This window comes from Microbacterium sp. JAI119, from assembly GCF_013410135.1.
GTDB lineage: Bacteria > Actinomycetota > Actinomycetes > Actinomycetales > Microbacteriaceae > Microbacterium > Microbacterium oxydans.
In genome coordinates, this window is sequence record NZ_JACCCK010000001.1 from 2203776 (window position 1) to 2226283 (window position 22508).

22 protein-coding genes are annotated in these 22508 nt (G+C 69.0%); 2 read left to right on the top strand and 20 right to left on the bottom strand.

Annotated elements, in window-relative coordinates; genetic code table 11:
• Nucleotides 1–5: 5 nt before the first annotated feature.
• The 20 genes from HDC31_RS10670 to HDC31_RS10765 form a co-directional block, all read right to left on the bottom strand.
• Nucleotides 6–1427 (bottom strand): conjugal transfer protein TrbL, encoded by a 1422-nt coding sequence (locus HDC31_RS10670; RefSeq protein ID WP_067162138.1) that lies wholly within the window; start codon nt 1425–1427, stop codon nt 6–8.
• A 41-nt stretch (nt 1428–1468) separates the two neighbouring features.
• Entirely contained in the window at nt 1469–1801 is a 333-nt protein-coding gene (locus HDC31_RS10675) for a DUF6112 family protein (protein WP_058859019.1), read from the bottom strand.
• A 110-nt stretch (nt 1802–1911) separates the two neighbouring features.
• A complete protein-coding gene (locus HDC31_RS10680) occupies nt 1912–2178 on the bottom strand; it encodes a DUF6112 family protein (RefSeq protein WP_058859018.1) in 267 nt (88 codons plus the stop codon).
• 6 nt (nt 2179–2184) lie between these two features.
• On the bottom strand, nt 2185–3837 hold the full coding sequence (locus tag HDC31_RS10685; RefSeq protein ID WP_058859017.1) for a M23 family metallopeptidase: 1653 nt from the start codon (nt 3835–3837) through the stop codon (nt 2185–2187).
• Nucleotides 3838–3852: 15 nt separating this feature from the next.
• A complete protein-coding gene (locus tag HDC31_RS10690) occupies nt 3853–4539 on the bottom strand; it encodes a hypothetical protein (protein ID WP_067162140.1) in 687 nt (228 codons plus the stop codon).
• Between the two features lie 50 nt (nt 4540–4589).
• Nucleotides 4590–5603, bottom strand: coding sequence for a ParB N-terminal domain-containing protein (locus HDC31_RS10695; protein WP_067162143.1), 1014 nt, complete (start codon nt 5601–5603; stop codon nt 4590–4592).
• Nucleotides 5600–6538, bottom strand: a complete 939-nt coding sequence (locus tag HDC31_RS10700; protein WP_067162145.1) for a hypothetical protein — start codon at nt 6536–6538, stop codon at nt 5600–5602. Before HDC31_RS10700 ends, HDC31_RS10695 begins: the two co-directional genes overlap by 4 nt.
• A 95-nt stretch (nt 6539–6633) precedes the next feature.
• Nucleotides 6634–7086 carry a hypothetical protein gene (locus HDC31_RS10705; RefSeq protein WP_067162148.1) on the bottom strand — a complete coding sequence of 151 codons (453 nt, stop codon included), beginning with the start codon at nt 7084–7086 and terminating at the stop codon, nt 6634–6636.
• Nucleotides 7083–7898, bottom strand: coding sequence for a DUF2637 domain-containing protein (locus tag HDC31_RS10710; RefSeq protein WP_218867388.1), 816 nt, complete (start codon nt 7896–7898; stop codon nt 7083–7085). The genes HDC31_RS10705 and HDC31_RS10710 overlap by 4 nt, the downstream gene beginning before the upstream one ends.
• Nucleotides 7898–8851, bottom strand: coding sequence for a bifunctional DNA primase/polymerase (locus HDC31_RS10715; protein ID WP_067162152.1), 954 nt, complete (start codon nt 8849–8851; stop codon nt 7898–7900). Before HDC31_RS10715 ends, HDC31_RS10710 begins: the two co-directional genes overlap by 1 nt.
• Entirely contained in the window at nt 8851–9972 is a 1122-nt protein-coding gene (locus tag HDC31_RS10720; RefSeq protein ID WP_058859012.1) for an ArdC-like ssDNA-binding domain-containing protein, read from the bottom strand. Before HDC31_RS10720 ends, HDC31_RS10715 begins: the two co-directional genes overlap by 1 nt.
• A 235-nt stretch (nt 9973–10207) precedes the next feature.
• Nucleotides 10208–11104, bottom strand: a complete 897-nt coding sequence (locus HDC31_RS10725; protein WP_067162154.1) for a helix-turn-helix domain-containing protein — start codon at nt 11102–11104, stop codon at nt 10208–10210.
• Between the two features lie 254 nt (nt 11105–11358).
• Nucleotides 11359–11682 (bottom strand): metal-sensitive transcriptional regulator, encoded by a 324-nt coding sequence (locus HDC31_RS10730; RefSeq protein ID WP_058859011.1) that lies wholly within the window; start codon nt 11680–11682, stop codon nt 11359–11361.
• 58 nt (nt 11683–11740) lie between these two features.
• Nucleotides 11741–13966: a heavy metal translocating P-type ATPase gene (locus HDC31_RS10735; protein WP_067162156.1), complete on the bottom strand. Its 2226-nt coding sequence runs from the start codon at nt 13964–13966 to the stop codon at nt 11741–11743.
• Between the two features lie 42 nt (nt 13967–14008).
• Complete coding sequence (locus tag HDC31_RS10740) at nt 14009–14602, bottom strand: YdhK family protein (protein WP_058859009.1); 594 nt, start codon at nt 14600–14602, stop codon at nt 14009–14011.
• Between the two features lie 115 nt (nt 14603–14717).
• Nucleotides 14718–14996: a YHS domain-containing protein gene (locus HDC31_RS10745; protein ID WP_058859008.1), complete on the bottom strand. Its 279-nt coding sequence runs from the start codon at nt 14994–14996 to the stop codon at nt 14718–14720.
• Nucleotides 14997–15035: 39 nt separating this feature from the next.
• Nucleotides 15036–17363: a cation-translocating P-type ATPase gene (locus HDC31_RS10750; RefSeq protein WP_087624724.1), complete on the bottom strand. Its 2328-nt coding sequence runs from the start codon at nt 17361–17363 to the stop codon at nt 15036–15038.
• The gene (locus tag HDC31_RS10755; protein ID WP_067162161.1) at nt 17353–18336 is read right to left on the bottom strand and encodes a heavy metal-binding domain-containing protein; all 984 of its coding nucleotides are present in this window, start codon (nt 18334–18336) and stop codon (nt 17353–17355) included. The genes HDC31_RS10750 and HDC31_RS10755 overlap by 11 nt, the downstream gene beginning before the upstream one ends.
• A 1-nt stretch (nt 18337) precedes the next feature.
• Nucleotides 18338–18553 (bottom strand): heavy-metal-associated domain-containing protein, encoded by a 216-nt coding sequence (locus HDC31_RS10760; RefSeq protein WP_058859005.1) that lies wholly within the window; start codon nt 18551–18553, stop codon nt 18338–18340.
• Nucleotides 18554–18612: 59 nt separating this feature from the next.
• On the bottom strand, nt 18613–20166 hold the full coding sequence (locus tag HDC31_RS10765; RefSeq protein ID WP_067162163.1) for an MFS transporter: 1554 nt from the start codon (nt 20164–20166) through the stop codon (nt 18613–18615).
• A 152-nt stretch (nt 20167–20318) separates the two neighbouring features.
• Between HDC31_RS10765 and HDC31_RS10770 the strand changes: the two genes are divergently transcribed.
• Together HDC31_RS10770 and HDC31_RS10775 are read left to right on the top strand one after the other, a co-directional pair.
• The gene (locus HDC31_RS10770; RefSeq protein ID WP_067162165.1) at nt 20319–20975 is read left to right on the top strand and encodes a TetR/AcrR family transcriptional regulator; all 657 of its coding nucleotides are present in this window, start codon (nt 20319–20321) and stop codon (nt 20973–20975) included.
• Nucleotides 20975–22165 (top strand): FAD-dependent oxidoreductase, encoded by a 1191-nt coding sequence (locus HDC31_RS10775; RefSeq protein ID WP_067162167.1) that lies wholly within the window; start codon nt 20975–20977, stop codon nt 22163–22165. Before HDC31_RS10770 ends, HDC31_RS10775 begins: the two co-directional genes overlap by 1 nt.
• Nucleotides 22166–22508: the final 343 nt, after the last annotated feature.

Consider the following 22508-nt stretch of genomic DNA (forward strand, 5'->3'; position numbering starts at 1 on the left):
AGGGTTCACTCCTTCCCGGTCGGCTTCGGTGCAGGCGGCGGAGGCTGCTTCGGAGGACGCACCTCCACACCCGACGACCCGCCGGTGGGTGTCTTCGGTGCCGGCGTTGATGGCGGTGGCGCCTGCGCGGCCGGTGGGGTGCTGCCGGTCTGGCCGGCGGAGTCGGCGGCGGCCTCGCCCTGGTTGCCCAGGGCCGTGCCGGCCTTGGGTCCAGCGGTCGCGGCGTCCTTGGCGACCTTCGCCGCGACCACGGCCGCGGCTGCGGGACCAGCCGCCGCGGCACCAGCGCCGGCGCCTGCTCCACCGCTTGCCCCGGCGCCGCTGCTCGCGGCCGCCTTCCCACCACCGGACCCCGTCGAGCCAGCAGTGCCGCTGGATGCCTGCGGCTTCGGGTTCTTCGGCTCCGGCGGCTTCTTTCCACCACCACCGCCGTTGTCACTCTTGCTTCCGCCGCTGTCGTCGAGGATCTTCTTCGGCTCCGCGCCGCCTTGCGGCTTCGAGGGGGTGGGGACGGGCCGGTTGAGGGCGTTCTTGGCGTCCTGTTCGGAGCCGATGGCGTGGTACATGTCGAAGCCCACGAAGTTCAGGAACTTGTAGGTCATGTAGGGGGCGAAGGCGGCCATCGCCATGAGGACGATCCCGGCGATCGGGTCGGCCACCGATGCCAGGTCACCATCAATGGGCGCGGAGACTTGGGTGATGGCGACGAGGAACATGACGACCAGGACGAGTTTGGAGACGATGAGGGCGATGACGAACATCGCCCACTTGCTGATCCACCCCTTGGTGGCATCCCATGAGGCGCCGGAGAACGCGAGCGGTGCGAGGACGATCGCGACCAGCAGCAGCGCCTTCCTGACCAGGAGGCTGAGCCAGACGATGGCGGCTGCGCTGATCGCGAGCCCGGCGAGGAAGATGGTGATGATCGCGCCGACGCCGGGGGCGGCGATGTTGATCCCGACCAGCCCGGCGGCGAGCAGGGTGATCTTGTCGCCCATCGACTCGGTGGTCTCGCCTGCGGCTTGGATGATGCCAATGCAGAGTTGATCGACGATCTCCAACAACAACGCCGTCAACGTGATCACGACGAAGCTGCCGAGGACGCTCTTGGCGAGCCCGAGGGCGGCACGGCTGAGTGCGGTGGGGTCGCGGCGGATGAGTCCGGTGATGAGTTGGAGGCAGAAGAACAGCAGCATCACGAAGATCGCGATGCCGAAGAGAATGTTGTAGACCGCCACGTACTCGTCGCTGGTGACGTCGACGAGGGTGGTGGTGTCGAAGACTGACCAGACGGCCTCGAACAGCCAGCCGGCGGCGGCGCCCATCGCTCCGGCGAGCCAGTCGAACGGGGCGGAGACCAGGCTGGCGGCGGCTTCGCCGGCGGTGTCGCAGACGGTCGAGACGAGGGGGATATCGCACACACCCACCGCGGATCACTCCTTCAGGAAGCAGAGTCGAGTGGGTGGGGTCAGACCTGCTGGCCGACGTCCCAGAAGAAGTTGATGAGCGTCACCGACGCCCCGCAGATCACGGCGGCGCCGCAGCTCACGAGGACGCCGATCTTCCCCCGGCCGGCCAGGTTGGGGTTGGAGGAGTTGGCGCCGAAGCCCCACACGATCGCGCTGACGATCAGCGCGAGGACGGAGAGGATGAGGCCGATCGTCATGACGGCGCCGACGATGGTGCGCAGCTGGGCGATGCCCGGCAGGCCGGAATCATTCGGGTTGATGTCGATGTTGGCCGGCAACACCACCGGCAGCGCGGCGGTGGTGGTTTCGGTGATCAGGCTCAGGATGGTCATGACGGGGGTGCTCCTTCGGGGCGTCGGCGAGACAGGGGGTTCTCGTCGATCAGGTGCACCGCCCGCCCCACACGGGCGGAGCCGATGAGGGGTCGGCTGGTGGGGTGCGTTCAGAGTTGTTGGCCGAGGTCGATCAGCCAGTTCAGCCACGCCACCCCGCTACCGGCCAGGACCGCGGCACCCAGGGCGGTCCAGGCGCCGATCCTTGCCCTGGTGGCGGCGGCGTGGTGACCGTTCGCGGTCGACAGCGCCCACACGATGGCGCAGACGATCAGCATCAGCACGGCGATGATGAGCACGAAGGTCAGCAGGGCACCGATGACCTCGCGCAGGTCACCGATCCCTTCGAGGCCGTCGAAGTCGGGGAACACGTCCATGCCCGATCAACTCCCAGCCCGGACGGTAACGTGCAGGTGGTCGTCGTGCCGGGTGGTGACGTCGGTGCCACGTTCGTAAGGCCGCCAGCCCTCATCTGCTCGGGCAGTCGACCAGATCTGGTTCTGCCAGATGAGGTAGTCGATGCCGAGGGTGTCAGCGTGCTCCCGCATCCAGTTCGTGACCTGCCAGCCGAGGTCCAGTGCTGGTCCGGTCGCCGCCCCGCCGATGGCGTTGCCGAACGTCCCGTCACAGGCTCGCCCGAGCGGGTGTTCAGAGACGGTGCCGGGGCGGGGTGAGTAGCAGGCCCAGGAGGTGTCGGGGAAAGCGGCGATCGTCTGGGTGTAGAGGTGCAGCATCCGTGCGGTGATCTGCCCATCCGAGGTCGGGTCATCGACCATGCGGTCGGGGTCGCCATCGACGGGGTCCGGCTCACCACCAGGAGTCCCGGAATCGGGGTCGCAGTCGCCGCCGGGTGCGCCGGTCTCGGGCTCGGGTAGGTCGGCGGCGTTGTGGGCATTCAGCCAGACAGCGGGGTCGGTGTGCTCACCGTTCGTGCCGCCGAGGCGGACCTCGAAATGCAGATGCGGCCCGGTCGAGTTGCCCGAGGAGCCGGTGTCGCCGATGTGCTGCCCGGCCGTCACCTGGTCGCCGACCTGGACGTGGACGCCGTGCTCCCACATGTGCGCATACGCCGTCGCGACCGTCTGCCCGTTGATGGTGTGCTCGATGACGATGAGGCCCCCGTAGCCGCCGGAGAACTCCGCCACCGTCACCGTGCCGTCCGCTGCGGCGAGGAGGGGTGTGCCGTCGGGGGCGGCGAAGTCGGTGCCGGTGTGGAAGGAGTCCTCACCAGTGATCGGATGCACCCGCGGCCCGTACTCGCTGGTGAGCACCCAGGTGCCTTCGGGCATCGGGAACACCACCCGCGACGTGCCCGCCGTTGTCGTCTGCGCAGCCGGGACCACAGCATCGCCGCCAGACGCGTCCGTGCCGGCCGTTGTTGTAGTGGTGAGGGTGGTCAGGATGGATTCGGCGACGGGCTCGTAGTTCCGGTACCGGTCCGGATACGCGCTGACCTCAACGGCTTGGGCGGCTTCGCCCTTGTCCATCTGTTCCCATCCGGGAATGTCCAAGAGTCCCCGTGGTGAGGGGTGGTTGGGTCCGGTGGGTCCGCCGAAGAACGCCTGCGCCTGGTAGACGGGGTCCATCAGCTCGGCGACTGTGCCCCAACCTGACTGCGGCCGCATCTGAAACAGGCCCAGGGAGTCGTGGTCGAAGCCGTCGCCGTCGTTCGGATAGTCACCGGATTCCGGGTAGGCGCTGGTGTTAGAGAGCATCCGCAGTGTGCTCTCGGTGAGCGCCGCCATGAGCGCGATGACCAGGCCGTCGCGGGTGATGCCGTCGATGCTGTTGCCGGTCTCGATGATCGTCGCCGCGTGGGTGAGCTGGGTCCGGTTTAGCGTGAACGTCTCACCGTTCGCGGTCGTCACGGTCAGTTCGTCGGGGACGTCGCCGATCGTGACGGTCGAGCCGCCGGGGATGGTGCAGGAGCCGGTGGCGCTCAGGGCGGGGTTCATCACCACGCCGATCCCGATCAGCACCAGCGAGGGTGCGAGGAAGGCCAGGGCGAGGGCGGCGACGACGAGCTTCTTCAACACGACATGTCACCGTCCTTACTGGAGGGGGTTGTCGAGTTGGGACAGCCGCAGCAGATGACAGGTCTCGTAGGTCGGGCCGCAGACCACGAACACCGTGAACGCCACCGCATGTTCGGAGGTCACCGGTTCGTCGTTCCAGAGTCCCTTGCGGTGGCGGGTGCCCTCGATCGTGACCGCGACCGTGCCCTCGGCGAGCTGACCGGGCTGGGCCTGCTCGACCGCGGTCGTCCACGAGTCGGGGATGAAGGTGTTGTCGATGGTGAGGTGCTGGGCGGTGGCGTACTGCCTCAGCTCCAGCCAGGCGTCCCGGGATGGGAGGTAGGCGGCGATGTCCGAGGCGAGCCCCGCTTGCTCTTGGCCGGTGGGGTCGCCGACGTCGAGGACCACGCTGGTGTAGTCCAGGGGCATGAACCCGCTCGCGGTGTCCCACTCGAACAGCACGGTGGCGACGTTGCGGGCGAAGGTCTGCGGATCATCTGAGGTCCGCACGACCGGCAGCCGCGGTGTCGTGGTGGGGGCCGGATCGGACGGTGCGGTCACCACTGGGCCAGGAGTCTCGCCTTCGTCGTTGTCGTGGCTGGGTGGGCCGGTGATCAGGCCGTAGACGCCCACACCGGCCAACACGAGGACTACGACCGCCGCGATCAGGGCAGCGATAAGTCGGCGGCGGGTCCGGGGTTCGGAGAGGTCGGGAGTCTTCATACCCACCAGGTGCACGCCCGCCACCCACCGGGCCAGAGGGAGGCTGGTTGTCAGAGGGCGCGCAGATGCGCGCGAGCCGGCACCGGCTCATCGCCGGCGGTGTCGCGGTCGCGCAGGGTGCGCAGCTCCTCGGCGAAGCGGCTGGTGCCCTCGACCGTGGCGAAGAACAGGTCGATCTGTTCATCGCTCAGCTCGGCGGCGAGGTGCTGGGCGTCATAGTGGGTCCACCACTGGTCCAGCTCGCCCCAGGTGAGCACGAATGCCCGCACCGGGTACTGGGCGGGCTCACCGTCATTGTCGGTGACCGGCCGGGGACGGGGCGTGCGGGTCTTCTTGGCGTCCTTGGCGCGTGCGAGGGCGTCGGCGGCGAGCTGATGCAGGTCGGTCTCACGTTCTGCCTGCGCGCTCTGGGCGGCGGCGCGGATCGCCTCAAAGATCGGATGCACCGGGGCGCCGGCGTCGATGCGCTCCAGCGCAGCACTTGCTTGTGCTCGGAGTTCGGCGGGTTGGGCGGGGTCTTCGGCGATCTTCTGGAGGTAGCCGATCTTCTCCAGCGTCGTGTGCGAGGCACCACCGGGGATCATCGCTGCCGCCTGCTCGCGGGCGATACCCGAGGGGCCGGGCGACGGTCCTGCAAATTTTGCAGGACCGTCCGATCCAGGCTGGTTGTCGGCGCTGAACTGCGTCGCGGCTTTCCGCCGGGCTGCGTCCTCGTGCATGAGGGTCTTCAGCTCGCGGTAGAGGGCGGCGGCCTCGGTCTGGGTCAGCGGCTTGTGGAGCACGTTGTCGTCCTGCTCGGCCAACAGGTGGCCAAGGCGGTCCGATATGCCGGAGCGGACCCAGACGTTGACCTTGCGCCAGCCGAGCTTCTTGATCGCCGCCAACCTCCTGGCCCCGCACACCAGCGCCCCGTCGGGGGTGATGGTGATGGGCTGCAACAGCCCGTCCCGCTCGATCGAGGCGGCGAGTTCGTCGATGTTGCCGAACGCGGTCCGGTGCCGGCGCCCGACCCGGATGGAGTCGACGGTGCGCTCCAGCTCGATGTACCCGGCCGGTGCGGTCACGACCGATCACCACCAGAATCGTCGCGGTCCTCATGGGTGCCGGGTGCGGCCAGGGAGATGGTCAGGATGAGGTCGTCATCGCGCAGCAGCACCGGCAGGGTCTCGCCGATCAGCAGTCGCAGCAGCACACCCCGCCCCGCGGTCGTGGCGGCGTAGGCGGGGTGCGGGTTGCCCAACAAGACGCGCAGCAGCGCGGTCCACGAAGAACGTGGGATGTCCAGCAGCGCGCGGGCGTGCTTGTCCCGCCGCAGCGCCTCGTAGGCGGCCTGGCGGGTGCCGGTCTTTGTCAGCGCCCCGCAGACATGCTCCACCCCGGCCCGGGCGGTGGCCGGGTCCCAGCCCAACAGCGTGAACAGCGCGATGGCGTCCTCGGCCGCCGACCCCGCGGACATGCATGCCCGATCCGACCCGCGCCCACCACCATCGGAGCCTGATCCGGCAGCGTCCGTCTCCGCGTCGGCGCCGTCGTCGTGGTTGTGGGTGTCGGTGATGTGGAAAGCCGGGTGATAGTCGGTCAGCGCGTTCTCCCGGTCGGAGAACCGCTCCGGGTCATGAAACGCCGAGACGTGCGGGCGCCTCGCTTGGTGGACCGAGCAGAGCAGTCCTTGGGCGCGTTCTTCGAAAATGCAGGTGATCCGCACCGCGTGCGTGATCACCGCCCACGGGTCGCGTGCCTCACGGGCGGCGCGGGTGATCATCACCTTGAACGCCGCCGACGCGGCCTCCCACGGGTCCAGGCCGTGCTTGCGGGCGAGGGGTTCGTACTTGGCCGCGGTGTGGGCCATCAGCTCCGCGGCCACCGGATCATGGCTCCACGAGCCCGCTCCCGCGGCGTGGAGCCGGTGCAGCAGCGTCCGCAACCCGTCGCTGGTAGTGAAGTCCTCAGCACCCTCGCCGTCAGCGATGTGCGAGTGGGTGGGTGTTGTCGTGGTCATGGTCTGGCACCTCCTGACAGGTAGGTGCACGCGCGTCCCCACACCACCGTCAGGGACGGCGACGGCGACGTGATGATGGGGGTGCGCATGTCAGGTCACCCCCACCCGATCCCCGAACGGCTCACCCACGACTGGTGCCGGCTGCCGCGGCCGAACTCCGAGACATCCGGCAGCCGCCGCGCCCGCTCACTGATCGCCTGCGCGGCCTTACCGAGACCGCGGCCGCTGGTCTGCGTGATGTGGCCGGTGAGGTTGCGGGTGCGGCGAGCGAGTTCGACCTCGAAGTCGATACCCCGCCCCGCGGCTATCGCGGATTGCCGGGCGAGCAGATCGGTGGGGCGCACCCACTCCACACCCCGCGCCCGCCGCGCATCGTCCACGCTCTTCGTGTTCATGCCGCGGTTGCACGCGGCGACCTTTGCGGCCTGCACCGCCTCCGGCGTCCCCGCCTTCTCCGGCTCCTCCCGGACCGAGTGGTCCTTGGTCGGCTCGGGTGGGTTCTGCCGGCGCTCGTACCGGTGACGGGAGTGGTCGGTGGGGGTGGTCATGGTGTCTTCGCCTCCTCGACGGTCTGCTTGTCGGGAAGGTGCGCGGGCGTGAACCAGCGGCCGACCGTGGACGGGTGCACACCGAGTTCGCGGGCGATGCGCTTGTTCGACCACCCCTGCTCACGCAACCTCGCGGCGCGCTCACGCCGGTCCGAGCGCGTGCCGCCGGCCCGCGTGTGCCGGGTAGTTTCGACCACCGGCGGTGGGGCATCTGGCGCGCTGTCCCCATCAGCGGCGTCCTCCACCGGCGCTGGCGTCGCCGGGAGCAGACTCGGTTCAGGCGCTTCGACGGGCACGGACGACTGCATCTGATGCTCCACCGGCGCGACCCGGTCACGGGCGACCATGCACGTGTCAGTCAGGGGGTCGGTGGCTGGTGGGAGTGGTCGGGTGAGGATGACGGTCAGGTGGGTGATCGCCAGCAGCACCACCGGCGGCACCGCCGCCACGGCGGCGGCCAGCACCCCAGGCACATCGGCATCGGCGGCGACCACGGCATGGAGGGCGTTGGCGGTCACCGAGACCGCGGCGCCGCCGATCAGCAGCGCCCACGGATACCACGCCGACCTTTGGCCTGCGAGGGCGACGACGGCGACGGTGGCCACGACGATGATGCCGTCCACGATCAGCGGCCACGCCCACGCCTGCCCGGCACCGACACCGCTTCGGGCCGCGAGGTCTGCCAGCGCGGTGAAAGACAGCCAGAAGGCGCCGGCGGCGATGAACACCGTCCCGGATACCGCCGTCACCACCGCCCACCGGCGCCCGGCGGTCCTGCTCACGACCCTGCTGCTGATGATTGGGGTGGTCATCACAGCCCCCGCACCCTCGACGACATCGGCGGGCGGGTGCTGGTGTTGCGGTCGAACCAGCCGTCCGCGGCCACCGGCGAGGCACCCCGCCCCGGCGACGAGGTGCCGCGCCCGGCAGGCGCGGGACGGACGGTCCGGTAGGCGGAGCGGACCGTGGCGGTGATCTCGCGCTCAGCGAGCCCGGCGTCCCCGGCGGCCACGGTGAGCACATCGAGGGCATCCGAGGCCGGGAGCCCGTTCTCCGCGAGCCGGCACGCTGCCCAGAACAGGCCACGGTTCCGCTCACCCTCGCCACGGGCAGCGACCCACGCCGCCAGCCGCGACACATCGACACCTCGGTCCAGACCCGCGGGCGTGGCTCGGGGTGTGGGGCGGGGGTCGAGGAAGTCCCGCAGCCGTCCCGCGGCCAGCGTGCTGGCGGGGCCTGTATTGACCTCCTCGACCTGGTAGCTGACCGTGGTGCCGTCGATGGAGCGGGCCGAGGGCGGGACGATGATGTAGCCGCCATCACCGCGGAAGTCGATCCCCGCACGCGCCGCCTGCCACGACCGCTGCTCTGTGCCGGGTGTGGCCGGGTAGTAGGCGTGCATCCCGCCGGTGGGTGTGCGCACCAGCAGCTCCCACCCCTCCACCAGCCCGGCGCGAGCGGCGCGGTCGAAACTGGTCCGGCCATCTACCGGGCCGTGCACGTCCACGTCCACCACGACCGCGCCCGAGGCGGTGCCGGTCGGGACACCGATGTTCGCGCCGGGCGACTGCCGCCACCACTCCTCGACCTGGTCCAAGTCCGTGGTGGCGTCATGGAAGCCGTGTCCGGTGGCCGGCCGCTTCCCCCACGGTGCGCAGGGGAAGACCGGCACCCCCGCGGATGCGAACTCACGCGCGGCGGCCGAGAGCGGCCACGCCGCGTTCATCCGCAGCAGCACCGAGGAGACGGCGCCGTGCTTGGTCATCACAGTCCCCGCCCCTCGAACGGCGACACCGGTGCGGGTCTGGTGGCCGGTTCAAGCGATGGAGTCGCCTGCCGCGGCGATGCCGGCTCCGCTGTCGGCGACGCTTGCGCTTGTGCGGGTGCCTCGCGCTGGGCGGCGTCCCGGTCCAGACCTGGCGGGGTGCCGTCACCGACCTGCGCGGTGTCGAGCTGGTCCAGGATCGTCAGCGCGGTCTTGCGGACCCGCTCCCCGGTGGCCCTGACCACTTCCACCGGCTCTTTCCCGTCGACGCGGGCCGCCCAGGTCGAGACGTACGGGACCGTGTAACCGGAGGTGTCCATCCCGTGGGCGGCGCCGATCATCAGCGCGACGGACTCGGCTTCGACCTCTCCGATGCCGCGATGCTGCCGGGCCTCATCCTGGTCGGGGCCGTGCAGGAGGACGTGGCCGAGTTCGTGGGCGAGGGTCTTGACCTGCGCGGCCGGGTCCATGTTCTCCCGGACCGCGACGGTGTTCGCGGTGTAGTCGGTCATCCCGTTGGCGCCGTGGATCATGCCCTCGTGCGGCACCCGCAGCACCGTGAACCCGGCCGCCTCAACCTGCGCCGTGAGCCCGTCCCACAGCCCGGCCGGGGCCCGGCCTTCCAGCAGCTTCGGTGCGGGTGGTTCGGGGATCGGGTCGCCGGCGGTCTGGGAGGCGTCCCACACGTAGGCGGGGCGGACGCCGACCATCCGCGTGCGCACGACCTCGCCGGCACGGGGCTTCTCGCCCTTGCCGAGACGGCGCCACGACTCCGCATCCGCCGGGGTAGCGGTAGCGAAGCGACCGGTCACCGGAGCGAGAATCTGAAACCCCGGCTGGCCCTTCTGCACCTGCCGGCCCAGGCCCTGCCACTGCCGATACCCGGCCACATACGACGGGAACGGCTCGGGCACCAGACCGGCCTCGAACGCGGCCTGGTGCTGCTCCCAGATCAGCAGGGTGTTGGAGAACGATCGAGTCCTGAACTGTGCCGCGAACGCGAGCGCCCGCGCCCAATCCTCACCGGAGACGAGCCGTTCCACAGCGCCACTGAGGCGCTCGTGCAGCTCGTTGAGCTTGGCCTCCCGCCTGGCTTGGGTCTGCTCCCGTGTTGTCGCCATCGTCGTGTCCTCCCGATACCCTGAGCACCGGGGCCGAACTGGGCCCCGGTGACCATCAGGTGCGCCGGGATCACCAGCAATGACGAGACGGACAACGGACGATGTGACCGTCAGGCGTGTGGTGAACCCGACGAGTCCGTACCGGACTATCAGCCCCTCAGCGGTCCCGGGCGCCGAGGCGGGCGATGATGCGGATGTGGGTATCTCAGATGCGGCGATCGGTATCGTCCGCTGATCAGGCCACAGCGCGTTCCCGCACCAGCTCGCGGTAACGAGCCGGGGTGACTCCGACCGCCTGGCGGAACAATCGGGCGGCGTGGCCGCGGCTGTTCCAACCGACCTCGCGCATCGCGGCCTCGATCGGCAGGTCGGTCTCCCGCAGCAACCGGGCGAGGTGTTCGGCGCGCACGGTCATCAGGTACGCCATCGGCGACTTGCCGTAGGCATCGACGAACACCCTTCCGAGTTGCGATGGGGACAGGTGCACCGCGTCGGCGAGTGCACCGAGCGTCCACCGTTGCGCCGGCGCCCCGCGCAAGAGTTCAACCACTGCGCGCGCCTCAGCCCGCAGCGGCGCAAGCTGACGCGGGAGTGGCGAACCGGGGTAGGCCGCTCTGCGTTGGGTCAGCGACCGGCGCACCGGTGTGGTCGTCACGTAGGGCGTGATTACGTCCAGGACCGCGAACAGCAACGCTTGCATCCGGTAGAACCGTTCCGGCGATGGGCCGTCCAGACTGAGAGCCACCAGCTCGTCCAGCCACGGCATCAACAGCCCCACGCGGTCCTCACCGAGACGGAGCACCTGCGCCGGCTCGGAGTACAGCTCGTCGGCGAAGTCCTGCGCGTCGAGCCGGTCAGCCAGCAGGGCCGCGTGTTGCCAGAAGACCTGGTCGATGACGTAGTCACGGTCTAGGTAGATCGTCGTCACCGTGATTGACCCTTCAGGCTCGCTCCCGCACAGCGTGTTCGCGCCGAGTACCACCACGTCGCCGACGGCAACGAGTCTCTCGCCGAACTCGCTGAGCAGGAGTGCCGACCCGTGACGGACGAAGATCAACTTCACACAGTCATAAGCCAGGGGTGGGACCGGAGCGTAGATGCTCTGACTACGAGCAAGGATCGGCCCACGCATCCTCTTCGTGTCGCGCCGCACTAGCTTCCGCGACGGTCAGCGGCACGCGACCGCGCAGCGTCCTTCCTCGCCTCGTGCCCTCCATCGGTCAGCGTGGCTCCTGCGAAGCTCGCTCATCGATCACCCACCCCGCGAGCGAACCGGATCGTGACGAGCCAGCGCATCGCCTGGCAGCACCGATGGGCAGACACTTCGACATCGCGGACGACGATGGAAGGCGTGAGCGTGCGTAGAAGGGCGAGCATGGCGAACCCCTATGACTTCACGAGGCGGGCGATGGCGTCGGAGGCCTCTTTGATCTTGGCCTCGGCGCTGAGGTCGCCGTCGCGGATCGCTGCGGTGACGCAATGCTTGAGGTGGTCGTCGAGCAGCCCGAGCGCGACATTCTCCAGTGCTGCGGTGACCGCGCTGATCTGGGTGAGGATGTCGATGCAGTAGGTGTCCTCGTCGATCATCCGGTGGATGCCTCGAGCCTGTCCCTCGATGCGCTTGAGGCGGGCCAGATAGCGGTCCTTGTCGTTGATGTAGCCGTGCCCGGCAGGGCCCTGCCGCATCGGAGGCGTGGTGGTGGTCGTCATCGTGCTGCTCCTTCCCGTGTCTGCTCATGGCGGTGCCCGGCGCCCATGGCCTGACTGGTCATGGTGTCGGTGAGCGGTCGAGGAACTTGGCGGTGCTGGCGGCCGGCGTGAGATCGAGGCGTCGCAACAGCTGAGCATTGAGGGCCACGACGACGGTGGAGGCGGACATCAGAATCGCGCCGATGCTCATTGGCAGGACGAACCCGATGGGCGCCAGCACGCCCGCGGCCAAGGGCACAGAGATGAGGTTGTAGCCGGCGGCCCACCACAGGTTCTGCTTCATCTTGCGGTAGCTCGCGCGAGAGAGATCGATGACCGAGAGCACCGAGCGCGGGTCGGAGGAGGCCAGAATGACCCCGGCCGAGCCGATAGCGACATCGGTGCCGGCGCCGATCGCGATGCCCACATCGGCCTGGGCGAGCGCGGGAGCGTCGTTAACGCCGTCGCCGACCATCGCGACCTTCCTGCCCTCGTCCTGCAGCTCTTTGACCTTGGCGGCCTTGTCCTCGGGTCGCACCCCTGCGAAGACGCGATCGATGCCGAGCTCTCCTGCGACGGTGGCGGCCACGGCCTGGGCATCGCCGGTGATCATCACGACCTGCGCCCCGGCAGCATGGAGAGCATCGACGGCGTCCTTGGACTCGGGGCGGATCTCATCAGCCAGCCGCAGGGCACCGATGACCTGCCCGTCGGCAAGGACGTGCAGGATGATCGCCCCCTCATCCCGCCAGGTCTCGGCTATCGGCAGCTCGGTGAGTCCGTGCTGTTCGAGTAGGTAGGGACCGCCGACTTCCACGGTGGTCTCTCCGATGATGGCTTTGACCCCCACGGCCGGCGAGGAGGAGAAGTCACGTGCCTGGGGGACGTCGAGGTTGCGGTCCTTCGCGGCGCCGGTGATGGCCCGGGCCAGGGGGTGCTCGCTGTCGGCTTCCGCGGCGGCGGCCAACGCCAGCACCTCGTCGTCAGTCCGGTCGCCGACCGGGTGGATGCCGGTGACGGTGGGTTCGCCCTTGGTGAGCGTGCCGGTCTTGTCGAACAGCACCGTGTCGACCGTGCGCATGGACTCCAAGGCGAGGCGGTCTTTGATCAGCACGCCGCCGCGGGCGGCGCGTTCGGTGGCGATGGAGACCACCAGCGGGATCGCCAGGCCGAGCGCGTGCGGGCAGGCGATCACCAGCACCGTGATGGTGCGCACCACCGCGGCATCGGGCATCCCGACGAGTGTCCATACGATCGCGGTGACGGCGGCGGCGCCGAGGGCGAACCAGAACAACCAGGCCGCGGCGACATCGGCGATCCGCTGCGCGCGAGACGACGACGCCTGAGCATCGGCGACGAGCTTCTGAATCCCGGCCAGCGCGGTGTCCTCACCGGTCGCGGTCACCTCCACCCGCAGCCCGGAGTCGGTCGCGACAGTCCCGGCGACCACGACATCGCCCACCTCGCGGCGGACGGTCTTGGACTCGCCGGTGACCATCGACTCGTCCATCGACGCCGACCCGTCGACGATCCGGCCGTCGGCGGGGACCGCGGAGCCGGGTCGGACGATGACCACGTCGCCGACGGTCAGGTCGGCGGGTGCGATCTTCACGACCTGGTCGCCGTCGAGCTTCTCGGCTTCGTCGGGCAGGAGCGCGGCGAGGGAGTCCAGGGCCGAAGTGGTCTGGGCCAGGGAGCGCATCTCGATCCAGTGACCGAGCAGCATGATGACCACCAGCAGCGCCAGCTCCCACCAGAAGTTCAGCTCATGGTCCAGCAGGTGCAGGCTCGCGCCCCAGGAGGCGAGGAACGCCACCGTGATCGCCAGCCCGATCAGCAGCATCATGCCGGGTTTACGGGAGCGGACCTCGCTGATCGCGCCGGTCAGGAACGGCCATCCGCCCCAGAAGTAGATGACCGTGCCGAGGATCGGGGAGACCCACCACACCCACTCGGCGTCGGGCAGATGGTAGCCGATCAGGTGGGCGAACATCTCGTTGAAGCCGACCACAGGGACGGCGAGGACGAGCATGATCCAGAACAGCCGCCGGAACTGCCCGACATGATCGCCATGCCCGCCATGACCCCCGTGCCCTTCGTGAGCGGAATCACCCGCGTGCACGTCGTGTCCACTGTGATCCTGATGGTCGGCGTGACCGTGGTGCCCAGCATCGTGGCCGTGAGCAGAGTGGCTCTTGTGCTGGTGGTCGTGATGCGCGCGACCATGCTCGGGCGCGGAGTGGTGCTCTCGCGTCGCGTTGCCGCCACCGTGATCGTGATGATGTTCGCTGTGCTTGTCGTTCATGCCGGTCTCACTGCTCCTGGTCCGCGTCCGTCCTGTGGCGGGTTAGCTGGTGGGTTCGATTTCGCTTTCGACGACCCACTTGTGGTTGGTCATGGTCATGCCGTCGGCTTCGTAGTCGACGACGTAGACGGTCTCCTCGGTGGAGGAGGCGATGGTGGCCGCAGCTCCGTCCATGCCGTCCATGTGTGCGGCCGCGAGGGTGACCTCGGTGCCGTCGGGCAGGCGTTCGTCGCCGGCGCCTTCGAGTTCTTCCTGGACGACCCACTTGTGGTCGGTGATGGGGTCGCCGCCGGTGGTGGGGGTGTAGTCCACGGAGTAGGTGTAGGTGTCGTAGGCGCCCACGATCGTCGCCGTCGCCCCGTCCATGCCGTCCATGTGGTCGGCGGTCAGGGTGACCTCGGTGCCGACCGGGTAGGTGGGGTCGGTGGCCTCGGTCATGCCCTCGGGCACAGGCCCGCCGTCGGCCGGGTGCTCCATCCCGCCATGTTCGCCGTGCTCCTCCGGGCTGTTTCCCGGCGGGTCCTCATCGGTGTTGTCGGCGGCGCAGCCGGTGAGCAGGATCGCGGCACTCAGCAGTCCGGCCCCGACGGCGGCACCCAGGCGTCGGTTCCGGCGCCGGGTCGTGCGTCCGTTCATGATGTTTCCCTCCTCATGATCGCTTCCCGCCAGCCTCCGTGGCCGAACGCCGGGCTTCGTGCCCACCTGAGTGGTTCTCGGGGGCACGAAGCCGGCTGCGGGTTACGGAGCCGACTCAGGCCGCGTTCGCGTAGCGGTCGGGGTCGGCGTCGAAGAGTGGGCCGCAGGCCGCGCAGCAGAACCAGTACCGCTTACCCTCGTAGTCGCGGTAGAGCCCGGCGGCCTCAGCGTCTGACTTGATGACCGGGGTGCCGGCCATGACCAGGCACTCGGTGACATCGTCGCTGTTCGCCTTAGCGAGGTCCTCGGTGTTGGGAGCGTGGCCGCTGCAGCCGCCAGAGGCGCTGCCGTGGTCGTGATCGTTTCCGTGGTTGTGGTGATCGTGTGCAGTCATCGTGAATGGTGTCCTTTCTGATTTGATGACGGGTTCTTCTCAGACCTGCGCCGGCTCGCGTGCCGGGACAGGGGCACTGTCTGCTGGGGTGTTCTGGTTGTCGGCCTTGGCCTTGAACCTGCGCAGCCTCAGGCTGTTGGAGACCACCGAGACGGACGAGAAGGCCATGGCCGCTCCGGCGAGCATCGGATTCAACAGCCCGAAGGCCGCAATCGGGATGGCGGCGCTGTTGTAGCCGAAGGCCCAGAACAGGTTCTGCTTGATCGTGCGCAGCGTGCGCCTCGCGAGCCGGATCGCATCCGCGGCCGCCCGCAGGTCACCGCGGACCAGGGTGATATCAGCGGCTTCGATGGCCACGTCGGTGCCGGTGCCCATCGCCAGGCCGAGGTCGGCCTGGGCCAGGGCGGGGGCGTCGTTGACACCGTCGCCGACCATGGCCACGACCTTGCCTTCGCCCTGGAGGCGGGCGACGACGTCGACCTTGTCCTTCGGCAGCACTTCGGCGATGACCTCGGTGATGCCGACCTCGGCGGCGACCTGCTCGGCCACGGTCTGGTTGTCCCCGGTCAGCAGCACCGGAGTCAGACCCAGGTCCTTGAACTGGCTGATCGCCTCCGCACTGGTGGGCTTGATCTGGTCCGAGACCACCAGCACACCGCGCGCTTGCCCGTCCCAGCCGACGGCGATCGCTGTCTTGCCCTCGGACTCTGCGGCCTGCTTGGCGGCTTTGAGCTCCTCGTCGAGGTGCATCGACCAATCAGCCAGCAGCGCCTCTCGGCCGGCGACCACGGCGTGACCGTCGACGACGCCTTGGACGCCCTTGCCCTCGATGTTGTCGAAGGACTCCGGGGTGGGCAGTTCACCGACCTGTGCGGTGGCGCCTGCGGCGATGGCCTGGGCGATGGGGTGCTCAGAGTAGTCCTCAAGCCCGCCGGCGATCCGCAGCAGCTCATCACGGCTCACGCCTGGGGCGGGGATCACGTCGGTGAGGGTCATCTTGCCGGTGGTGACGGTGCCGGTCTTGTCCAGCACGATCGTGTCGACGCGCTTGGTGGACTCCAGCACCTCGGGGCCTTTGATGAGCACGCCCATCTGGGCTCCGCGTCCGGTGCCGACCAGCAGCGCCGTCGGGGTGGCCAGGCCTAGGGCGCAGGGGCAGGCGATGATCAGCACCGCGACCGCCGCGGTGAACCCGGCCGAGAGCGGGAATCCTGCGCCGATCCACGCACCGAGCGTGGCGACGGCGATGGCGATCGCGATCGGCACGAACACCCCGGAGACCCGGTCGGCGAGGCGTTGGATCTCAGCCTTGCCCGACTGGGCGTCCTCAACAAGCCTGGCCATCTGCGCCAGCTGGGTATCCGAACCGACCCGGGTCGCCTTGACGACGAGACGTCCGCCGGCGTTCACGGTCGCTCCGGTCACCGTGTCACCCTCGCCGACCTCGACCGGCACGGACTCGCCGGTGAGCATCGACGCGTCGATCGCGGAACTGCCGGAGACGATGACGCCATCGGTGGCGATCTTCTCGCCGGGCCGGACCACGAACTCGTCCCCGACGCTCAGCTCCTCAATGGAGATCCGCTCTTCTTTGCCGTTCCGCAGGACGGAGACCTCCTTCGCGCCGAGTTCGAGCAGGGCACGCAGGGCGGCACCGGCGCGGCGCTTGGAGCGCTTCTCGAAGTAGCGGCCCAGCAGGATGAACGTGATCACCCCGGCGGCGACCTCCAGGTAGATGTGCCCGAGGCCATCGGAGCGGGAAATGGTGAGCTCGAACGGGTGCACCACGCCGCGATCACCAGCGGTGCCGAAGAACAGCGCGACGATCGACCAGATCATCGCCGCACTCGTACCTACGGAGATGAGCGTGTCCATCGTGGCGGCACCGTGCTTGAGATTCATCCAGGCGGCCTTGTGGAAGGGCCACCCGGCCCAGACCACCACGGGTGCGGCCAGAGCCAGGGAGGCGAAGCCCCAGTAGTCGAACTGCAGCGCCGGGATCATCGCCATCGCGATCACCGGGACTGCGAGCACGGCCGAACCGATGAGCCGCTGACGCAGGGTGCGCAGCTCGGCGTCCTCGCGAGACTCGCCGTCATCCTCGCCGCCGGGGGCGGCGGCGTCCTTGGGAGCGGGGAGCTCGGCGGTGTAGCCCGTCTTCTCCACTTCCGCGATCAGCAGCTGCGGGTCGTAGCCCTCCGGGGCGGTGACGCTGGCCTTCTCGGTCGCGTAGTTCACGCTCGCGGTGATGCCGTCGAGCTTGTTCAGCTTCTTCTCGATCCGGTTCGCGCACGACGCACAGGTCATGCCGCCGATCTGCAGTTCGACCCCAGCCAGGTTGGTCCCGGTGGACTGATCAGTGCTCATGGCCTTCTCCTTCCTCCTCGTGCCCGCCGCCGCTTCCGGCGTCGGCGCCGCCGTCGCCAGTGGTGGTGTCGATGACCAGCGACGCGGTGTGCACCTGCCCGTCAACCTGGAAGTCCAGGAACAGCAGGTAGCGGCCGGGCGTGGGTGCAGTGGCCTCGAACACGATCTCCGGGCCCGAGGTCTGCCCCGCGTCGGGCGCCTCGCCGTGGGGGTGGACGTGCAGGTAGGCCAGGTCCCCATCGCGCAGCGCGACCAGATGCCCGAACGCGCCCAGATACGGTTCCAGTACGGTGACCGGCTGCCCGTCGCGGGTAATGGTCATGGTCAGCGTCGAGGACTCGCCCGCGACAAGGTCACCGGTCACCGCGACGTCGAACCCGTCTACGGTGGTCTCCGCGGTCGGCTCCGCCGCCACGGTCTCGTAGCCGCCGGACACCTGCACGGTGGTCGAGAGCGTGATGCCCTCTCCGGTCTGGCCGGGCACGAAGTCCGCGAACACCCGGTAGGTTCCGGCCGCGTCCCACCGCCAAGGGATGGACCACGTGCCGTCGGCGTCCATCTCGGGGTGCACATGGCGGAACTGCTGCCCGTCGGCGCGCACGACGATCAGGTGCAGCTCCTTCTCATGTTCCAGCTCGAAGTCGGTCACCGCCTGGCCGTCAGGCCCGGTGATCGTCAGCGACAACTCACCGTCGGCGCCGGTCTCGGTCGGGGCGCCCAGGTCGGTCAGTTGGTAGCCGTCCTGTGCCACGCCCAGCCCGAGCGACGACGCGTCCGCGGCGTGGCCGGCGTGTCCGCCCTGCCCGTTCATGTCCTCTCCCTCCTCGCTGTTGTGGGCGGCGTGGTCACCGCTGTCTTCTGTCCAGGCCTGCACGGCGCTCTCGGGGACGACCGCGCTCGCCGTGGCGAACGCCACGGCGAACACGGCCACCAGCCCCGCGCCGTACAGGCCGAGCCGCGCAGGCGCCTTCATCTCAGCTCCTGACCGCGGCGTAGCCGGCCTCGTCGACCGCCGCGATCACCGCAGCGTCGTCGAGGGGCTGCTCACTGGTCACGGCCAGGCGCCCGGTCTGGGCACTGACCTCGATGCCGGTCACCCCGGCGATTTCGGAGACCTCGGACCGGATGGCGGTCTCGCAGTGTCCGCAGCTCATCCCGGTCACCTGGTACTCGGTGGTGGTTGCGCTCATCTCAGAACTCCTTCATCTGTGTACGAGTTATTCGAGACTATACCCATAGGGGGTATAGGTCAATGAGTGGATGCTTCCTCCGGACTGTCCTGCGACTGCCCGGTGGGGCGGATGTGACGCAGTCGCGTAGCGGCGATGATCGCCGCCACACCCGCGATGACCGCCGAGACGATGGCCGCAGTGTTGAGTCCGCCCGTGAATGCGGCTTGCGCGGCAGCGATGACCTGCTCGCCGAGCGCTCCCGGCAGTTCCGCAGCCGAGGCGAGCGCCCCGTCGATGCTGTCCGAGGCGGCGGCTGCCGCCTCGGGTGGCAGCCCCTCGGGGAGTCTGGACTCGATGTTGCCGCGGTAAGCGGCGATTCCGACACTGCCGATCACTGCGACACCGAGGGAGATCCCCAGGTCGTTAGCTGTGGTCGCGAGTCCTGAAGCGCCGCCGGTCTTCTCCGGCGGGACGGAGCTGACGACGAGATCGGTGGTCAGAGCCATCGATGGGGCCACGCCGGGGTAGGTGATGACGAAGCTCGCGATCACCAGCGCCAGTCCCGTGCCGGCATCCAGTTGAGTGAACAAGATGTAGCCGACCACCTGAGTGAGTAGGCCGATCGCGATCACGTTGCCGGGCCGGAACTTCCTCGCGAACACCGGCGAGAGCGTCGAGACGACGATCAGCACCGCCGCGGCCGGCAAGATCGACAGGCCCGCCTGCAGCGGCGAGAGCTCCTGCACGTGCTGGAGGTACTGCGTGAACAGCGAGTACACGCCACCGAGCGCTGCAGCCGAGAGCAGGAACACCGCCAGCGCTCCTGAGACAGTGCGGTTGGCGAACAGGCGCACGTCCAGCAGCGGCCGCTCGGCACGCAGCTGGCGAAGCACGAACCACAGTCCGATCAGCAGGCCTGCGACGAGCAATCCGATCGAGGGTCCCGCCGGCTCCTGCGCGGCGAACCGCTTGATGCCATAGATGATCGCCAACAGGCCGCCAACCAGCAGCAGAGCACTGAACAAGTCGATCCTCGCCGAAGGATCGCGGTGCTCTGGCACCAGCAGCGGGGCGGCGATAGCGACCAGTGCCATGATGGGCACGGCCACCAGGAAGGTTGCCTGCCAGCCAAAGCCCTCCAGTAGGACACCCGAGAGCAATGGGCCGAGGGCAACGCCCGCGGAGATTCCGCCGGCCCACACCCCGATCGCGACGCCGCGCTGCTTCGCGTCGGCGAAGAGCACGAAGATCAGCCCGATCGTCGCCGGCACCATCATTGCCGCGGCCAGCCCGAGGATGGCCCGCCAGGCGATCATCAGTTCCGGGATCGTCGTCAGCGCCGCGGCGATCGAGACGGCGGCGAACAGGATCGCGCCGATCACCATGAGCAGGCGCTTGCCGATCCGATCGCCGAGCACGCCCATCGCGACGAGGAACCCGGCCATCACGAAGCCGTAGATGTCGAGGATCCACAGCAGCTGGGTGCTCGACGGGTTCAGGTCCGCGGCCAGGTTCGGGGCGGCGAGGAACAGGATCGTGAGCATCATGAACAGCAGCGTCGAGGGGATCACCAGCACGGCGAGCCCCCACCACTGCTTGGCGCCGGCACGCGGCGCGGCGGTGTCGCTCATTGCGCACCCCCGGGGATGTGTGTCGTGGACATGGTCGTCATCTCCTCTCTGCCGGTCCCGCCTCGCCCTCCGAGCCGGAACTCGATCATCGGTGTACGAGTTGTAACGGCTACACTATCTCATACATTCCAGTACGACTTGTGAGGTGGATCATGACGGCGAAGAGGACGACGCCCCGCGGCGCGACGGCCGGTGCGTCAGGTGGCGGTGGGCGGGCGGCCAATCAGCGGGCGGATGCGCAGCGCAACCGGGCGAGGATTCTGGCCGCGACGGCGACGGCGATCCGTAAGAACCCCGACGCGTCGGTCGGCGACATCGCCGCCGAGGCCGGGATGGGCAGAGTGACCGTCTACGGGCATTTCCCGACCCGTGCGGAGCTGATCGAGGCTGCCCTGGTCGACAGCCTCGAACGCGGCGAAGAGGTGCTCAGCGGGGTGCCCTTGGATGGTGATCCGGGTGAGGCGTTCCGGCGGCTGGTGGCCTCCAGCTGGGTTCTGGTCGACCAGTCGCGGGCGCTGCTGGCGGCTGCGCTGAAAGAGCTGCCCGCGGCACGCATCCGGGAGTTGCACGAGAAGGCCGAGGGGCGGATGCGGGCTCTGCTGCTTCGCGGCCAGCGCGAGGGCGTCTTCCGGGTCGATCTGCCGGTGTCCTGGCTGCTGACCACCACGCACGTGGTGATGAACGGTGCTGCCGAAGAAGTGCGTGCCGGGCGCCTCGACGCCGACGACGCGCCGTGGTTCATCGAGGCGATCCTGCTGCCCGCCTTCACCGCCACCACCAGCACCACCACCATTGGGGAAGGAGCCTGATGAGTATGCCGAGCGTCGCGATCATCGGGGCCGGTGCCGCCGGCACCGCAGCCGCGAGAAGCCTGCACGCCGCCGGCCTCGACGTCGACCTCTACACGCGGAGCGGCGAAGCACCGTACAACCGGACGTTGGTCAATAAGGGCATCGCGATCGGGCTGCTCGAACCGGCCCAGGCGGCCCTGCCCGACACCGGGGCCACCCTCCGGTCGGAGACGGTGCGCGGCCTCGACCCGAGGTCTCGGCGGTTGCGCCTGGACTCCGGTGATACCCGCGCCTATGACGCGCTCCTGATCGCCACCGGTAGCCGGCCGCGCACGCTGGATGAGGAGGTGATCGGCCGCGACCAAGCGATCAGCGCCGGCAGATTGACCACCCTGCACTCGGCCGCCGACGCCGTCCGCCTCCGCGATCTGCTCGCGACCACCAAGCCTGCCCGGGTGCTCATGCTCGGCGGCGGCCTCGTCGCCTCCGAGACCGCGTCACTGCTCACCGACGCCGGCCACGACGTTGCCCTCATCACCCGCGCCGCGATCCCAGGAGCGAACGCCATCGGCGCACACGTCGCCCGGCGGCTACGCGACCTGCACCGCCCCCAGCACGCCGCCTACCTGGAACGAACCGTGCGCTCGATCCGCACCCACACCGACCGCATCAGCATCACCCTCAACGACGGCAGCCGGGTCGAGGGTGACCTCGCGATCGTCGCGCACGGCACCATGCCCGCCGCCCCCGCACCCTGGACCGGGCCCGACGGCATCCCCGTCGACTCCCGCCTGCGCTCCATGCACGCCCCGCGCCAGCGGATCTACGCCGCCGGCGGCGTCGCCGTGCATCACTATCCCGGCCACGGCTCCTACCGAATTGACCACTGGGACGACTCGGCCGCCCAGGGCATCCACGCCGCGAACACGCTGCTACACGACCTCGGTATCGCCGGCGACCCCGGCCAGTACCTGCCGAGCTCGACGTTCACCGCACGCATCCACGGCCACACCCTCACCGGCGCCGGACACCCCGCCCTGGGCAACCGCACCCGCATCCTTTCCGAGGAACCGCTGATCACAGCCCACTACCTCGACGAGGTGCTGGTCGCGCTCACCGGGGTGAATGCCGCCGGCCCTATGCGTGAGCTGATACCCCGCCTGCATCACCCTGATACCGCGGCTGATCCGGTGACGCAACAGGCCTGAAGTATCGTCGATCCAACCGGCGTTCAGACTGTGCGCACGCAGGCGTGCTGGCGCACACCGCGAGAGCGACTCGGGCAATCTCGGTCTTTGCGCACTACCCGATGGCTCGTCGTCTCTGCGGCAAAGCCCAGGCACATGCTTTCCGATCCTCACCGATCGAACCCGACTCAGCCCGACCAGTTCTGAGCGAATCGCCTATGCCCGTCTTCGCCAGCCCAAGCGCTGCGGAGCGACGCTCAGGCGGCTGATCACGCAGGTCCGAGCAGACGCCGTCGCCTCATAACTCATACACCAGTGCCTGTGTTTCTGGTACCGTAAGTCAAACAGCAGTGTTTGACTATCG

What these genes read in the sequence shown, in the direction of transcription:
- HDC31_RS10755 (WP_067162161.1), bottom strand. Translation starts at nt 18,336, where the DNA reads ATGAAGGCGCCTGCGCGGCTCGGCCTGTACGGCGCGGGGCTGGTGGCC.
- HDC31_RS10700 (WP_067162145.1), bottom strand. Translation starts at nt 6,538, where the DNA reads ATGACCACGACAACACCCACCCACTCGCACATCGCTGACGGCGAGGGT.
- HDC31_RS10720 (WP_058859012.1), bottom strand. Translation starts at nt 9,972, where the DNA reads ATGGCGACAACACGGGAGCAGACCCAAGCCAGGCGGGAGGCCAAGCTC.
- HDC31_RS10725 (WP_067162154.1), bottom strand. Translation starts at nt 11,104, where the DNA reads ATGCGTGGGCCGATCCTTGCTCGTAGTCAGAGCATCTACGCTCCGGTC.
- HDC31_RS10690 (WP_067162140.1), bottom strand. Translation starts at nt 4,539, where the DNA reads ATGAAGACTCCCGACCTCTCCGAACCCCGGACCCGCCGCCGACTTATC.
- HDC31_RS10760 (WP_058859005.1), bottom strand. Translation starts at nt 18,553, where the DNA reads ATGAGCGCAACCACCACCGAGTACCAGGTGACCGGGATGAGCTGCGGA.
- HDC31_RS10705 (WP_067162148.1), bottom strand. Translation starts at nt 7,086, where the DNA reads ATGACCACCCCCACCGACCACTCCCGTCACCGGTACGAGCGCCGGCAG.
- HDC31_RS10710 (WP_218867388.1), bottom strand. Translation starts at nt 7,898, where the DNA reads ATGACCACCCCAATCATCAGCAGCAGGGTCGTGAGCAGGACCGCCGGG.
- HDC31_RS10675 (WP_058859019.1), bottom strand. Translation starts at nt 1,801, where the DNA reads ATGACCATCCTGAGCCTGATCACCGAAACCACCACCGCCGCGCTGCCG.
- HDC31_RS10750 (WP_087624724.1), bottom strand. Translation starts at nt 17,363, where the DNA reads ATGAGCACTGATCAGTCCACCGGGACCAACCTGGCTGGGGTCGAACTG.
- HDC31_RS10770 (WP_067162165.1), top strand. Translation starts at nt 20,319, where the DNA reads ATGACGGCGAAGAGGACGACGCCCCGCGGCGCGACGGCCGGTGCGTCA.
- HDC31_RS10745 (WP_058859008.1), bottom strand. Translation starts at nt 14,996, where the DNA reads ATGACTGCACACGATCACCACAACCACGGAAACGATCACGACCACGGC.
- HDC31_RS10680 (WP_058859018.1), bottom strand. Translation starts at nt 2,178, where the DNA reads ATGGACGTGTTCCCCGACTTCGACGGCCTCGAAGGGATCGGTGACCTG.
- HDC31_RS10735 (WP_067162156.1), bottom strand. Translation starts at nt 13,966, where the DNA reads ATGAACGACAAGCACAGCGAACATCATCACGATCACGGTGGCGGCAAC.
- HDC31_RS10715 (WP_067162152.1), bottom strand. Translation starts at nt 8,851, where the DNA reads ATGACCAAGCACGGCGCCGTCTCCTCGGTGCTGCTGCGGATGAACGCG.
- HDC31_RS10765 (WP_067162163.1), bottom strand. Translation starts at nt 20,166, where the DNA reads ATGAGCGACACCGCCGCGCCGCGTGCCGGCGCCAAGCAGTGGTGGGGG.
- HDC31_RS10740 (WP_058859009.1), bottom strand. Translation starts at nt 14,602, where the DNA reads ATGAACGGACGCACGACCCGGCGCCGGAACCGACGCCTGGGTGCCGCC.
- HDC31_RS10730 (WP_058859011.1), bottom strand. Translation starts at nt 11,682, where the DNA reads ATGACGACCACCACCACGCCTCCGATGCGGCAGGGCCCTGCCGGGCAC.
- HDC31_RS10775 (WP_067162167.1), top strand. Translation starts at nt 20,975, where the DNA reads ATGAGTATGCCGAGCGTCGCGATCATCGGGGCCGGTGCCGCCGGCACC.